14 protein-coding genes and 3 pseudogenes are annotated in these 14,093 nt (G+C 57.8%); 11 read left to right on the top strand and 6 right to left on the bottom strand.

The genetic code is table 11. The features are described 5' to 3' along the window. From ABIE33_RS18490 to ABIE33_RS18475, 4 genes are all read right to left on the bottom strand, one after another. Positions 1-888, bottom strand: a complete 888-nt coding sequence (locus tag ABIE33_RS18490; protein ID WP_429127748.1) for an ABC transporter permease — start codon at positions 886-888, stop codon at positions 1-3. After that, positions 885-1,838, bottom strand: a complete 954-nt coding sequence (locus ABIE33_RS18485; RefSeq protein ID WP_429127745.1) for an ABC transporter permease — start codon at positions 1,836-1,838, stop codon at positions 885-887. The genes ABIE33_RS18490 and ABIE33_RS18485 overlap by 4 nt, the downstream gene beginning before the upstream one ends. After that, a complete protein-coding gene (locus ABIE33_RS18480; RefSeq protein ID WP_429127743.1) occupies positions 1,835-2,506 on the bottom strand; it encodes a dimethylsulfonioproprionate lyase family protein in 672 nt (223 codons plus the stop codon). Before ABIE33_RS18480 ends, ABIE33_RS18485 begins: the two co-directional genes overlap by 4 nt. A gap of 84 nt (positions 2,507-2,590) precedes the next feature. Then, on the bottom strand, positions 2,591-4,117 hold the full coding sequence (locus tag ABIE33_RS18475) for an ABC transporter substrate-binding protein (protein ID WP_429127741.1): 1,527 nt from the start codon (positions 4,115-4,117) through the stop codon (positions 2,591-2,593). Positions 4,118-4,225: 108 nt separating this feature from the next. Between ABIE33_RS18475 and ABIE33_RS18470 the strand changes: the two genes are divergently transcribed. The 3 genes and pseudogenes from ABIE33_RS18470 to ABIE33_RS18460 all read left to right on the top strand — a co-directional run bounded on the left by ABIE33_RS18470 (position 4,226) and on the right by ABIE33_RS18460 (position 5,551). Beyond that, on the top strand, positions 4,226-5,107 hold the full coding sequence (locus ABIE33_RS18470; RefSeq protein ID WP_429127739.1) for a LysR substrate-binding domain-containing protein: 882 nt from the start codon (positions 4,226-4,228) through the stop codon (positions 5,105-5,107). A gap of 35 nt (positions 5,108-5,142) precedes the next feature. After that, a pseudogene (locus ABIE33_RS18465) lies at positions 5,143-5,337 on the top strand (type II 3-dehydroquinate dehydratase); the annotation flags it as partial. Beyond that, positions 5,330-5,551 carry a type II 3-dehydroquinate dehydratase gene (locus tag ABIE33_RS18460; protein WP_429127969.1) on the top strand — a complete coding sequence of 74 codons (222 nt, stop codon included), beginning with the start codon at positions 5,330-5,332 and terminating at the stop codon, positions 5,549-5,551. The pseudogene ABIE33_RS18465 and the gene ABIE33_RS18460, both read left to right, overlap by 8 nt. A 93-nt stretch (positions 5,552-5,644) precedes the next feature. Here the strand turns inward: ABIE33_RS18460 and ABIE33_RS18455 are convergent, their stop codons facing one another. After that, positions 5,645-5,830, bottom strand: coding sequence for a hypothetical protein (locus ABIE33_RS18455; RefSeq protein WP_429127736.1), 186 nt, complete (start codon positions 5,828-5,830; stop codon positions 5,645-5,647). Positions 5,831-6,174: 344 nt separating this feature from the next. On the opposite strand from ABIE33_RS18455, the gene ABIE33_RS18450 reads away from it, so the two are divergent. From ABIE33_RS18450 to ABIE33_RS18415, 8 genes and pseudogenes are all read left to right on the top strand, one after another. After that, positions 6,175-7,134: a LysR family transcriptional regulator gene (locus tag ABIE33_RS18450; RefSeq protein ID WP_429127734.1), complete on the top strand. Its 960-nt coding sequence runs from the start codon at positions 6,175-6,177 to the stop codon at positions 7,132-7,134. Between the two features lie 120 nt (positions 7,135-7,254). Continuing rightward, positions 7,255-8,268 carry an amino acid ABC transporter substrate-binding protein gene (locus ABIE33_RS18445; RefSeq protein WP_429127732.1) on the top strand — a complete coding sequence of 338 codons (1,014 nt, stop codon included), beginning with the start codon at positions 7,255-7,257 and terminating at the stop codon, positions 8,266-8,268. Positions 8,269-8,322: 54 nt separating this feature from the next. After that, positions 8,323-9,510, top strand: a complete 1,188-nt coding sequence (locus ABIE33_RS18440; protein ID WP_429127730.1) for an amino acid ABC transporter permease — start codon at positions 8,323-8,325, stop codon at positions 9,508-9,510. Position 9,511: 1 nt separating this feature from the next. Further along, on the top strand, positions 9,512-10,651 hold the full coding sequence (locus ABIE33_RS18435; RefSeq protein WP_429127728.1) for an amino acid ABC transporter permease: 1,140 nt from the start codon (positions 9,512-9,514) through the stop codon (positions 10,649-10,651). Positions 10,652-10,660: 9 nt separating this feature from the next. Continuing rightward, positions 10,661-11,443 (top strand): amino acid ABC transporter ATP-binding protein, encoded by a 783-nt coding sequence (locus ABIE33_RS18430; protein ID WP_429127726.1) that lies wholly within the window; start codon positions 10,661-10,663, stop codon positions 11,441-11,443. A gap of 59 nt (positions 11,444-11,502) precedes the next feature. Continuing rightward, the gene (locus tag ABIE33_RS18425; RefSeq protein ID WP_429127724.1) at positions 11,503-12,735 is read left to right on the top strand and encodes a MalY/PatB family protein; all 1,233 of its coding nucleotides are present in this window, start codon (positions 11,503-11,505) and stop codon (positions 12,733-12,735) included. 37 nt (positions 12,736-12,772) lie between these two features. After that, positions 12,773-13,492, top strand: coding sequence for an aspartate/glutamate racemase family protein (locus ABIE33_RS18420; protein WP_429127721.1), 720 nt, complete (start codon positions 12,773-12,775; stop codon positions 13,490-13,492). Between the two features lie 201 nt (positions 13,493-13,693). Then, positions 13,694-13,813: pseudogene (locus ABIE33_RS18415) on the top strand (IS110 family transposase); the annotation flags it as partial. 84 nt (positions 13,814-13,897) lie between these two features. Here the strand turns inward: ABIE33_RS18415 and ABIE33_RS18410 are convergent. Then, positions 13,898-14,049: pseudogene (locus ABIE33_RS18410) on the bottom strand (IS630 family transposase); the annotation flags it as partial. Between the last annotated feature and the right edge of the window lie 44 nt (positions 14,050-14,093).

Below are 14,093 nucleotides of genomic sequence, written 5' to 3'. Positions count from 1 at the left end.
TTACGCTCCGGCGACGGGCCGCTGGCCGAGCATGCGCGACAGGCCATCGGTGAACAGGTTGAATCCGATGACAAGTGAGGCAAGGCCGAGGCCCGGCCCGAACACCGTCACGGGTGAGGCGATCAGAAGATTGCGGTTCTCGCTGATCATAAGGCCCCATTCCGGCGTCGGCGGACGGATGCCGAAACCCAGGAAGCCGAGCGCGCCGATCAGGATCGGCGCATAGCTGAGGCGCAGGGAGAACTCGACGAGCAGCACGTTTGCGGCATTGGGAAGGATCTCACGGAAGACGATGGACCAGGTGCCTTCGCCGCGCAGCTCCGCCACCGCAACATATTCGCGCGTGGCAATTTCCATGGCTGCGACGCGTGCGATGCGGGCGATGCGCGGGGCATAGACGAGGCCGACGACGAAGACGATGAGCACCGGCTCGCCGGCAAACGCCGGACCTGCGGCGATGATCATCACGAGGGCCAGCGCCAGGAAGGGAATGCTGATCATCGCCTCGACGATGCGCTGAACAATCTCGTCGAACCAGCCGCCGATATAGCCCGAGAGCAGCCCGAGCGTGGTGCCGGCAACCATGCCCAGCATAGTGCCGGTGAAGGAGAGCAGCAGCACGATATGTGCGCCATGCATGACGCGGCTGAAGACGTCACGGCCGATCTGGTCGAGACCCATCGGATGCTGAAAGGACGCGCCGGAAAGCGGCAGGCCGGCGCCCATTTCAGCAAAACCATAGGGCGTCCAGAAGGCGCCCGCGATCGCGAACAGCACATGGGCGACGAGAATGATCGCTCCGACCTTGAAGGGGCCGGGCGTCGCACGCCAGAGCGCCTTGTCGAACCAAGCGGATCGTGCAGGCAGATTGGACGTGGTCATGGTCATCGGTTTGTCCTCAGGCGGGGTTGAAGCAGGACGGCCAGGACGTCCGCTACCAGGTTGGCGGCTACATAGACGGCCGCGCTGATCATCACCGTCGCCTTGATGAGAGGAATGTCGCGCAATTGAAGCGCATCGATCAGCAACGTACCGAAACCCGGATAGGAGAATACCCGCTCGACGATGACCACGCCGCCGATCAGGAAGCCGAGGTTCAGCGCGGTCACGTTGAGCGCCGGAACAATGGCGTTTGGAAGAGCGTGGCGAAAGAGCACGGCGCTCGGGCGGAGGCCTTTCAGCTCGGCGAGGCGCACATAGTCGGAGCGTAGAACTTCGATCAGGCTGTCGCGCAGCACGCGGATCGCATAGACGGCCATTATGATCGCGAGCGTCACTGCGGGCAGAACCATGGCGCGCAACGTCTCCTGCCAGGTGCTGGTCTCGGAGATCGTCGCAAGCGCCGGTAGGATCGGCACGGCGACTGCGAACAGGAAGAGCAGGATCGTCGCGAGCAGGAAGTCCGGCAACGAGAGCAGGAGCAGCGTGATCACGGAGATGACGTTGTCGATGGCCTTACCGCGGTTGACCGCCTGGATGACGGCCGGAACGAGCGCCAGCACCAGGTAGATCGCAAACGCGAGGAGCGAGAGAGCTAGCGTGTTGAGGATGCGGGGCGCGAGAACGTCGGCGATGGGCCGGCCGGTTGCGATCGACACACCGAGATCGCCGCGCATAAAATCGCCGAACCATTGGAAATAGCGCACGAGTGCGGGCTGATCGAGGTTTAGTTGGCTGCGCAACACCTCCAGCGCTTTGGAGGTTGCGTCGCGTCCGAGAATACGGGTAGCAACGTCTCCCGGCAGGGCCTCGAGGATCAGAAAGATCAGGATCGAGACCAGAAGCAGGGTGAGGGCCGAAAACAGGATCCGGCTAAAAAGAAGGCGGGCTACACTCATTTCGGGTTCGCTCCGACTGAGACGAGGGCCGCCTTGGCGGTCAGCGGATCGGGAATGAAGGCCGCATCCGTCTCCAGATCGCCTTCCCAAATGTACAGAAGAACCAACGACCTGTCGGCCGAGAGCGTAGCATGCGGCACCCATGGTGCATGATGGATGGTTTCGGCGATGCCACGCATCTCCCAGTCGGCATCTCCCGCCCGCCAGAACGAGGGGCCGGTGACCGTGTAGTACAGTTCATCTGCGGGATGGTGGTGAAGCGGATAGTGGGTTTCCGGTCCCAGGAACATTAGCCCGAACGCGATCTCCGGATCCTGGATCAGGGCCGGCACGCCATTGTCCGGTCCGCAGATCACGCCGTATCCGTAGTTTTCGCCGAAATCGTCGCTTGGTGGATTGGCCAGATAGCTCTTGCTGCGGGTGATATGGATGGCAGGCAGCAGGGCGCCAAGTGCGCGTGCAAGCGCGGAAGTCTCGCCATAGGCGGCGAGTTCGTGCTCGCAAGCCGCCTGGATCGGCACGCGCCCCTCCGGCACGGTGGCGACCGGTGGCAGGTGTTCGGCAATCCGGCGCAACCGGGCGGCATGTGATCGAGATACGGCTCGCAGATCGCGATCCAGCGCATCGGCAAAGCAATTCACAAACGTCATCAGGGCGGAAATCGTCATGCAGCTATCCTCTTCCACGGCACGGGGCGTGCCGCGGACGGTTTGTCCCGTGGATGGGTTGTCGTGAGAGGTGGGGCGGCGGCTTTAGTCGCCGCAGGTCAATTCCGCATAATCGATGCGGTTCACATCGACATTCGGCCGGTAGCCCGAGCAGCCCTTGCGCAGGCCTGCGACGACCGAGGTGAAGACCGGGAGGATCATGCCGCCTTCATCGGCGACGATCCGCTGGGCGTCGCGATAGAGCTTGTTGCGCTCCGTTTCGTCCGCCGTCTGCCCGGCCTTGACGACGAGCGCATCGAAATCGTCACGCTTCCAGTGCGTCTCGTTCCATTCGGACTTGCTGTTCAGCGAAAGCGTCAGGGCTTCCGCCGCCGGACGGGCGCTGGTGTAGGAGATGACCGCCGGCTTCTTCAGCCAAACAGTATCCCAGTATCCCTCGGCCGGAGACGTGATGACATTGACGCGGATGCCGGCTTCGGCGGCCATCTGGGCATAGACCTGCGCCAGCAGCATCATGCCCGGATAGGAATCCGACGTATAGAGATCGAAGTCGATACCGTCAGGGTGGCCGGCTTCGGCGAGAAGTACCTTGGCCTTCTCGACATCGGCCGCCTTTGCCGGCACACCGAGGCCGACCGGCGAGGAAAGCGGGATCGGTGTATCGCCGCCAACCTCGCCATAGCCGAGCAGCACAGTATCGAGAATCTTCTGCCGGTCCATCACCAGCCGCAGGGCTTCGCGCACTTTGACGTTGTCGAAGGGCGGCGTGTCGGTCCAGACGGCGAGATAAAGCGAGGTCGCACCCGGTGTGGCGACGAGTTCGACTGCCGGATTATCCTTGAGCGTGATCAGGCTCGGCGGATCCACGGTCAGCGATAGATCGACCGTGCCTGACAGGAGTGCGGAAAGCCGCGAGGTCGATTCCAGACTGGTGGTGATCTCAAGGCACTCGGCCTTCGGCAAGCCGGAACGCCAATAGTTCGGATTGCGCCGCATCACCCGGACCGCACCGTTGATGGCGAAGGTCTCCTGCACGAAGGGGCCGGTGCCGTTGCCTTTGGTGCGTAGATCCTCGGACTTAGCGCCATCTGTTACCATCAATGCATATTTGGTTGCGATCAACATCGGTAGTTCGACGACCGGTTCCTTCACCTTGAAGAGCACGGTGTAATCGTCAATAGCGGTGATACCGTTTGCATCGAGGAAAGCGAGGGTTGAGAAGCCGCCGGGCGAGATCGCCGGGTCAAGCAGGCGCCGATAGGAGTAGACCACGTCCTTGGCGTCGAAGTCGGAGCCGTCGTGGAACTTTACGCCTTTGCGCAGGTGAAACGTCCATTCCGTGGCATCGGCATTGGACTGCCAGGATTCGGCCAACACAGGTACGGGCTGCATCGTGTTGCTGCGATCGACAAGCGGTTCGTAGACCGAACGGATGTGGTAGACGCTGTCGGTGCCGATCAAGGCTGCCGGATCCATCGTCTGCTTCTCGCCGTCGGATTCATAGCCGAGCACGCGCACGCAAGCTGGCTCAGCGGATACGGCGGTTGTGAAAAGCGAACAGCCGGCCATTGCCACGGCAAGGGCCGTGGTTTTCATAAGATCCCGTTTCATTTCGGTTCCCCATTTTTAGGTTATTTAGGGAGTATGAAAATGGGGCCAGCTCCTTGCAAACGATTAGAATTAACGTCTACATGAGCAAAATTCATGTGGGTTCAGAGCATGGTCCGACGCACGTTGCCTCCCTTGACGACGCTCCGGGCATTCGAGGCTGCGGCGCGGTTGCTGAGCTTCAAGGCGGCGGCAGAAGAGCTGCGCGTTACCCAATCGGCGATCAGCCATCAGGTGGCTTCGCTCGAGCGCAATCTCGGCACACCGCTGTTTCTCAGGCTTCCCGGTCGCGTGGAACTCAGCCAGGACGGAGCGGTCTACTTTCCCGTCGTGCAGGATGCACTCGACAAGGTCGCGCTCGCCACCGATCTCATTCGTCAGACGAACACGCCAACCTCTCTGACGCTGCAGGTCTATGTCACCGTTGCCGTCCGATGGCTGATACCGCGCCTGCAGACCTTCAAGGCGTCCTCGCCAGAGATCGCGGTCAATCTCGACGCGAGCCTTCTCGATTGGGAGTTCAACGCGGACCGGGCCGATATCGGCCTCATCTATACGCGAGCACCGAATCGTCCGAACCAAACATACACGCTCCTTCGCCGCGAGCGACTGGTCGGCGTCTGCTCACCGGCCATAGCCAAGGTCATCAAAACGCCCGAAGACCTAAGACATTTCTCATTTCTGTCGGTCAGCGGGACAACTGAGGATGCCGCAATCTGGGCCTCCAGCGTCGGGGCGAGCAACCTCTCGCAAAAATCCTCGCCGCTGTTCGACAGCAACCTGCTTGCGATCGAGGCGGCGGCCAACGGACAGGGGGTGGTCGTCGTGCCGCAGTTCCTGGTCGAGTCAGACATGGCAAACGGTACCCTCGTGGCCCCACTTCCATCAGACGTCATGCAACCCGGCGGGTGGTACTTCGTCCACCTGGAACGGCGCGCGAGTGAGAAGGCGATCCGCAAGTTCCTGCAGTGGATCCAGGACCAGGTGAAATGACGCTCCTGCGAACGTAGAAAAGCAACGATCACGTCGTGTGCAAGGAAGCCGGAGATATCGCCCAGGCGGACCAATCGGTCAGCGCTCGGGACATCGAGGCGAACTGCCGCAAGGCGGAGGCGGCCAAGCACCACGGGCTCGTCTTCCGGAAATCCAACCACGAAGGCACGCTCATCGACTGGATTCACGAGGCCGGCCAGGAGGCTTCGGCGATCGTCATCAATGCCGGCGCGCTCACCCACACCTCGATCGCGATACACGATGCACTCAAGGCCTTTGTTGGGCCCATCTGTCATCGAACTACACATCACGAATGTTCACCGCCGGGAAGAGTTTCGCCACCATTCCCACATTTCCTTCGCCGCGACCGCCATTATCTGCGGGCTTGGCCCCCAGAGATACGATGTCGCGGTGGAACAGGCGGCGCGGCTCGTTGCTTTTTGATGATCGGTTCGGTTAATTCGTAACGGGTCGACAACTGTCGCATCTCTATCCGGCTCATATGTCGCACTACGAATTAGAGTGTATCCCCAGTTTCTACGTGCCGAAGGCTGCCATCGCTTGTTCCTGCAAAAGGTCATCGAAACGCCAACAGTCAATCGCCTTGTCGTGAAGTGCGAGACGGTCGACCATCATATGGTCAGCTACCGGAAATCCGACGACCTCCACCGGTGGCGCAGGCTCGTCGGGCCCCACTTCGATCGCGCTTCTGCCGTCACCCATTCACACACCGTCGCATCTTATGCCTGATAGTCCGTAAAGAACGCGCTACTACCGAAAGCTTCGCCCTAACGCTCTCGCTTGCCGCTGCAGGTGGCTGGATCATGTGACACTTCCAGATGCCGCTTGCCTGATTGTTCTTGGGTGCGATGATTGCGACAGGATTGGTTGCATTGCTAGGCCTCCCGGTTTCTATGCCAGCCCTTGCGAGACCGCCAATGACGGCCCTGATCGGTGCGCTGGGAACATCCCATTCGCCGGAGTTGTTCCGGGCGGCTAATCCTTATGCCAACTTCAATTGCAATGAAGGTGCTTTGATGTACGGCTATAATTCATGAGATTAATTCATGGAGTTGGCGATGCCTTCAGACGATATCGACCTTAATCTTATCCGAGTTTTCGATGTGTTGATGCAGGAAGGGAGCGTAACGCGGGCAGCCGAGACCTTGGGACGCACGCAGTCTGCTGTCAGCCACTCCCTCGCTAAGCTGCGGATTCTTTTCAAAGATGAACTTTTTATTCGGGATGGCGGCGTTATGCGGCCCACTCCCCGAGCCCTTGAGCTCGCTACAGACCTATCAGATGCACTCGGAAGAATTCGCGCAACGATTGGGCGATACAAGATTTTCGATCCAGCGACTACCGAGCGGAAGTTCCGGGTTGGGCTAACAGATTATCATGCGATCATATTCATCCCCGGACTGATCAAGGAATTCTCAAAGCAAGCGCCCCGCGCCACGCTCAATGTGATCCCTGCGAACCGAGTGGAGGGGGAGAGTACCGACTACTTTCGGCAGGTGGATTGCACGTTGACCGGCGCAAACGTTAAGGACGATCCGAGCCTGCTTAAGGTAGAACTTGGGCAAGATCGCTTGCTTTGTGCAGTCTGGAGCGGGAGCCAAATTGCCAGAAATCCGCTGAGCTTGGAGACCTACCTGTCTGCTCCCCATCTGCAGATCTCGGCCGATGGCTTGTCCGAAGGTCTAGCCGACCCTGCACTGAGCGAGCGAGGACTTCGACGAAACGTTGTCGCCACCATCTCAAATTATCTTGTCATGCCATGGGCTTTGCGCGGCACGGAACTCATCACGCATTGTGGGGACGGGATCCTTCAGATGCTGGATGAGACAAGTGAGGTTTCGCTCCTCCCCCCCCCAATCCCCATTTCATCTGTGAGTGCCAACCTCGTCATCCATCGCCAGATGGCAGCCGATCAGGGAACGCTTTGGTTGCGCCGCCTAATAACCGAACTTTACCATGCCGCCCAGATAAGGAAAAACGAGGTCATATTATCGAAAAAAAGGTAGGCGACAGTAAACCAATCATGAACTAGGCTCATTTTCTTCATGACGACAATAAATTTGACAAATTAACGCATGCGACGGCACGCTCCCTATGCAATGTCCAAACAAAAAAGGGGATTCTCAATGCGTAAATTTGTGACTGGACTTCTCGTCGCGGCGTGTGCCACGTATTCATCCAATCTATGGGCAGGAACATTGGATAATGTGAAGTCCAAGGGAATCTTGACGTGTGGCACGAACCCGGCGACGGCCGGTTTCAGCGTTCCTGACAACGATGGAAAGTGGACCGGCTTCGTAGTCGATTACTGCCGTGCTGTGGCTGCCGGCGTCCTCGGCGATGCAACCAAAGTGAAGTTCATCCCCCTCAACGCTAAAGATCGATTTACCGCGCTCCAGTCCGGGGAAATCGATATTCTGGCTCATAACGCGACCTGGACGTCCTCGCGCGATACCTCACTCGGTATAATCTTCGCAGGTACTTACTTCTATGATGGTCAGGGCTTCATGGTGCGCAAGTCCGAAAACATCCAATCGGCGAAGGACCTCGATGGTGCATCGATCTGCGTCTCCCAGGGTACAACGGCCGAGCTAAACCTCGCTGACTATTTCCGCTCCAACGACATGACTTTTAGCGCGGTCGGCTTTGCCGACGAAGAGGCTGTCATCAAGGCGTATGAAGAGGGGCGTTGCGACGTCTTTTCTGCAGACACTTCGAGTTTGAACGCCGCGCGTATCCGCATGGCAAACCCCGATGACAACGTCGTTCTCCCTGATGTCATCTCGAAGGAGCCTCTTGGGCCTGCCGTTCGCCAGGGCGATGACCAGTGGCTGAATATCGCCAAGTGGACCCTCAACGTGATGTTAGCGGCCGAGGAGTCCGGCGTCACCTCGAAGAATCTCGATGAGATGAAGAATTCCGACAATCCCAATATCCGCCGCCTTCTCGGCGTGGAGGGAAGCTTAAGCAAGGATGTAGGCCTCGGCGCATCCTGGTCGCAGGATATTATCAAGCAGGTTGGCAACTACTCTGAGATTTTCGAGCGCTCGATTGGCAAAGACTCGCCGTTGAAGATCGCGCGCGGCGCTAATGCGCTTTGGAACGCCGGCGGCCTTCAGTACGCGCCTCCCATCCGGTGATGAGTAGCGGAGGCCGCTACCCTTAGTGGCCTCCTCGAACGTTGGGAGGAATCAATGGCTGACATTTTTCAGCATGCGCATATGCGCAGGACTATCTCGATCCATGACAAGAAGGTTCGTGGGATCATATACCAGGTCGCACTGGCTTTAAGTCTGGCGACAATCGTAGCGGGCGTCGCAATCCAGACGGTCTCCAACATGAGACAACGCGGCATCCCGCTGACGTTCGACTTCTGGAAGCAGACAGCCGGCTTCCAGATAAACCAGACCCTCATTCCCTACGACACACTGTCCACCTATGGTCAGGCGTTTTGGGTAGGTGTGGCTAATACACTTCTTGTTAGCGCGTTCGGTATCGTTCTGGCTACAGCGCTCGGTTTCCTCGTCGGCATCTCGCGTCTTTCCAACAATTGGATCGTCGCCAAGGTTGCGACTTCGTACGTCGAGGTCATCCGCAACATCCCGCTGCTACTTCAGCTTCTCTTTTGGTACAATGCCGTCCTTAAACCGCTGCCGGCGCCGAAGTCTTCCATCGCCCTTCCCGGCGGAATTTTCTTGAATAACCGCGGGATTATCTTGCCTGCTGTCGAGTTTCAGGCTGGAGCGAGCTTGGTTGGCGTCGCATTAGCTGCGGCCGTGGCTCTCGTTGTCGCATTCGGTGTCTATGCGCGGAGTGTTCAAAGGCGAACTGGCAAGCAACTCCCCATTTTGATCGTCAGCATCTTTCTGCTCATAGGGCTACCTTTGATGGCCTGTGTCGCAACGGGAAGCCCGATGTCTTTCACCTATCCCGAACTCAAAGGTTTCAACTTTAGAGGCGGCCAGCAGATCTACCCTGAATTCGCGGCGCTCCTTATCGGCCTTTTCGTGTACACGGCATCGTTCATCGCTGAGATCGTTCGCGGCGGTATACAGGCAGTGTCAAAGGGACAAACCGAGGCGGCTCACGCTCTCGGAATCCCGCAGAGCAAGACGTTGCGTCTGGTGGTGGTTCCTCAGGCCATGCGGATCATCATTCCGCCCTTGACCAGCCAATATCTGAATTTGATCAAGAACTCCTCGCTAGCGGTGTTTATTGGATACCCAGATCTCGTTCAGGTCTTTGCGGGGTCGGTGCTTAACCAGACGGGCGCAGCAGTACAGGTTATGGCGATAACGCTCGCGGTATACCTCGTCATCTCCCTCCTTACATCAGCAGCAATGAACGCGTTCAATCAGCGCTTTGCGCTCCTGGAGAGATAAAATGGAGACAGCTCCTCTCCTCGAGCCCGCCTTCCACCATGAGTACATCGCGGCTGCCGCGCCCCCAGCCGACATCCGGCCTGGCCCGGCCACTTGGGCGCGAAAGAATCTCTTTTCAAGCCCTTGCTCCAGCCTTTTGACGATATGTTTCACTGCAGTGGCGGTTTGGCTTGTCTCTCAGTTCGTAAGTTTCGCGTTTATCAACGCCGTCTGGAGCGGTGACAGCGAGGCCTGCCGTGCCAATCCCGATGGTGCGTGCTGGTCTTTCATCAGCGCAAAGCTGAACTACCTGCAATACGGAGCATATCCCGCCACTGAACGCTGGCGCGTCAACCTTACCCAAGCAATCGGAGCTGCTCTAGTCGCATGGCTTCTTTGGCGGAATGCGCCTCACCGAAACTTGGCGGCCTTTTTGTTCTTTGGCGTGTTTCCCATCGTCGGCTTCATTCTGCTCCGGGGTGTCGAAACACTTGGCCTGCCAATCATCGACACCACCCTGTGGGGCGGGATGATGATTACGCTTTTGATGTCGGTCGTCGGAATCGTGTTCTCGCTGCCGTTGGGCGTCCTCCTCGCGTTAGGCAGGCGATCGGAATTGCCAATCGTCAAGGCTGTCTGCGTGTTTTATATCGAGGTCGTCCGCGGTGTGCCTTTCATCACCGTCTTGTTTATGGCGAACTTCATGATGCCTCTCTTCGTACCCGAGGCACTGACACCAGACCGATTGTTGCGTCCTATGATCGGCACCGCACTCTTCTCTGCCGCATACATGGCAGAAGTCGTTCGAGCCGGGTTGCAGGCGATCCCCAAAGGTCAATACGAAGGCGCTCAGGCACTCGGGGTCGGATATTTCACGATGATGAGGCTCATCATCCTACCCCAGGCGCTCACGATCGTTATTCCCGGCATTGTTTCGACGTTCATCGGACTATTCAAGGATACGACGCTTGTGGCGATTGTCGGCATTGCAGATTTCCTGCGCGCAGTCGAAACCGCCCGCATTGATCCCAACTGGGCGGGGCCAACGATCTCCTCCACCGGATATCTATTCGCCGCGATCGTCTATTGGGTCTTCTGCTTCGGGATGTCCCGCTATTCGCAGTCTGTCGAACGTCACTTCGCCCGCGGTCACAAATCATAGGAATTGGCGATGCTCAACATAGCAAATCATGCACTCGGCGTCTCGTCACCAGCCCACTTCGAAGCGGCGGTTGAGCTGCAAGGTGTAAACAAATGGTATGGTGCATTTCATGTGCTAAAGGACGTCAGTCTTTCCATAAAGCAAAAGGAACGTGTCGTAATTTGCGGCCCCTCCGGATCGGGCAAGTCTACAATGATCCGTTGCATAAACCGGCTGGAAGAGCATCAGACCGGCAGCATCAGCGTAAACGGAACCGTGTTGACCGCGGACTTGCGAAACATCGACAGTGTCCGTGGAAATGCGGGCATGGTGTTTCAGCACTTCAATCTATTCCCGCATCTGACAGTGCTGGAGAACTGCACGCTGGCCCCAATCTGGGTGAAGAAGTTGCCCAGATGGCAGGCCGAAGAAGTCGCGATGGATTATCTGCGGCGGGTTCGGATCGACGACAAGGCCGGAAGCTTTCCAGATCAGCTTTCCGGCGGCCAACAGCAGAGGGCTGCTATCGCGCGTGCTTTATGCATGAAGCCCAAGGTCATGCTCTTCGATGAGCCGACGTCGGCTCTCGATCCGGAAATGGTCAAAGAGGTCCTGGACACGATGACATCGCTGGCCTCCGAGGGCATGACAATGCTGTGCGTCACACATGAAATGGGCTTTGCCCGAGAAGTGGCCGACAGCGTCGTCTTCATGGATCGTGGGGAGATTGTCGAGGCATCGACGCCGAACGACTTCTTCACGAGTCCCCGATCGGAACGCGCACAGCAGTTCTTGCGACAGATCTTGAGGTGACTGTTCCGGTCCCGCACAAACGCGCCACACGCAGTCGTAGTTATTAGGAACCTAAAAAAATGACGTACTTACAGTCAGGCGTGCCGACGACCAGTAAACTGGTCGCGGAGGGGTTGGATTTTGACATTGTGCACGATCGCAGTCAGTTCGGATCCGCGAAATGGGCCAATCAATGGGACGAGTTTTCCCCGCGCGTCGAAGGTGAGGGGCTTATGTCGCTCTGGACCGCCGACATGGACTTTCGTTCCCCGGCACCGGTAATTGCGCGACTGCGCGAGGCTGTCGATCATGGGATCTACGGTTACACCATGCGCGACCCTCATCACTACCAAATCGTCAAATCATGGTTTGAGCGCCGGCACTCTTGGGCCGTAGACGCAGAAACGCTGTTACCTGCTCCAGCCATCATGCCTTCCGTCGCTGCAATCCTGCGGACATTCACCCAGCCAGGAGACGGCGTCATTGTGCAGGCGCCGGTCTACTCGCCCTATTTTCAAGTCATCAGCGACAACCACAGGACTGTCCTTATCAACAGCCTGAAGCTTGTAGACGGTCGCTATGAACTCGACTTGGACGATTTTGAGCGCCAAGCGGCGAATGGCGCGCGCGCATTTCTGTTGTGCAACCCCCACAACCCGGTCGGAAAGGCGTGGACCCGCGAGGAACTTGAGGGCCTTGACGCGATTTGTGAGCGTCACGGCATTCTGGTCATCTCCGACGATATTCACTGCGATATCCGGCTTAACGAACGCCGTCACATTGTCTTCTCGTCGATCAGCGAAGCTGCAGCAGCGAAATCCTTCATCTGCACTGCTCCTACTAAGACATTCAACTTGGCTGGTGTACCAGCAGCGACGCTCTCTGTTGCTGACCCTAAGCGCCGAGAGAAGTTGTTCAACGTTATGCAGGCCTCGTTCATGTTGAACGCAAACTTCTTCGGACGACTGGCTCTGGAGGTCGCATACACTTCAGGTGATGATTGGCTCGACATGCTGACCCTGTATGTCCGTGACAACATAGATTTCGTTTTAAACACGGCCGCGACGGCGCTTCCTGGCATAAACCCAATGCGACCAGACGCTTCGTTTCTGGTGTGGTTGGACGCCCGAGAACTGGATGCAAGGGTCGGAGGTATTCACCGCTTCTTCGTCGAGCGTGGTGGCGTCAACCTTTACGATGGACGCGTTTACGGCCCGGGCGGAGAAGGTTTCATCCGCCTGAATGTTGGTTGCCCGCGTTCGGTCCTCAGGGAAGCGCTGGGACGTATGGCAAGCGCACTAGCATCGCTATAACCGCACTGATTTCCCCCCCCAAAAAAGGACCGTTTCCATGATCCGTTTGCTTGTGATCAACCCGAACACCTCAACACAGGTTAGTCAGAAAATTAAAACGCTCGTACAGGACGAAGTCGGTCAAGACGTCGAGATACATGTTGTCACGGCCGACTTTGGCTTCGACTACATTTCAACCCGATGCGGCGTTGCCATTGCCACACACGCGGTTCTGGATGCAGCAGCCAAATTTATCGTTGATCAATTCGTGCCGGACGCGGTTCTTCTAGCATGTTTCGGCGATCCTGGACGAGAGGCGCTCGAAGAACTGACAGGCCTTCCTGTCGTAGGCTTTGCCGAAGGTGGTCTGCGCGCGGCGGCGGCCGAACCTGGTACAACTCTGGTAGCGACCAGCGGTAGCCTATGGTGCACGATGCTAGATGAACTAATCCAAAATCTAGGAATCGCAGATAAGATCGCGGGCGTGCGATCTGTTGAACATGTCGACGGCAGTAACAGGTCGATAGCCGAGTTTTTGACAAAATCTGCACGGGCATTGGGTGCAAGCCGTATTTTGCTTGGGGGCGCCGGGCTGATCGACAAAATTCCGGAGGTCATGGCAACTTCCAGACTTCCTGTGCTTGACCCCCATCGCACCGCAATCAGGAAGGCTGTTGAGTTGGCCAGCGTAGCACGAAGCCGCGCCGCCGGACTACCGAACTCACCCGCACCGGTCGGGTTGTCCCGTTCACTCTGCAATCTGCTGGAGCCGCAGTAAGCCTGATATAGCAGATCGCGGTATAGCGAGGCGCGGATTGCATCTTTTCGCCTGGGAACACATAACTCGGGACAGCTCCGGTACCCGTGCCTTCGCCGCAAAACTAAAGAAATCCGTTATCAGGAGCACTGAGATGACCGGACAAATTGTCACTGATAATGTACCCGGTTCAATCGGTCCGCAGCCTTTAAGACGATACCGGTGAAGCCCGACGAGAATGACGCACGGGGCATTGCGCAGTTTATGCGGCTTGGCTGGTTCAAACCCGCCCGATGCAAATCTCTTGCCGCCCAGGGGGTGCATGCTTTGCTGCCCCCGCGCATCGTCCCATCGGGCGAGACGTTCCGCGCGGTGGAGAAGCTTCCGATTTCGCTCCTGCGGCTGCCTGATACCAACCCTCACTGATCAGAACCCATGTGCCCATTGCCGCCGACCGATGGACATGATCTTCCAGGGGCGGTCCTGCAGCAGTGGTCAACGATATCCTCGGAGGATTTGAAGACGCGGTTCGAGAGCCAGTTTTCACGCATGAACTGCCAGATGTTCTCGACTGATGGTGTGGATGGCTCCTGCTTCCGCCGGCGAATTCCCGCATAGTTTG

This window comes from Ensifer sp. 4252 (assembly GCF_050434565.1).
Taxonomy (GTDB): Bacteria; Pseudomonadota; Alphaproteobacteria; order Rhizobiales; family Rhizobiaceae; genus Ensifer.
The sequence above is the reverse complement of the archived record's forward strand: the minus strand, read 5'-3'. Positions and strand labels throughout refer to the sequence as shown.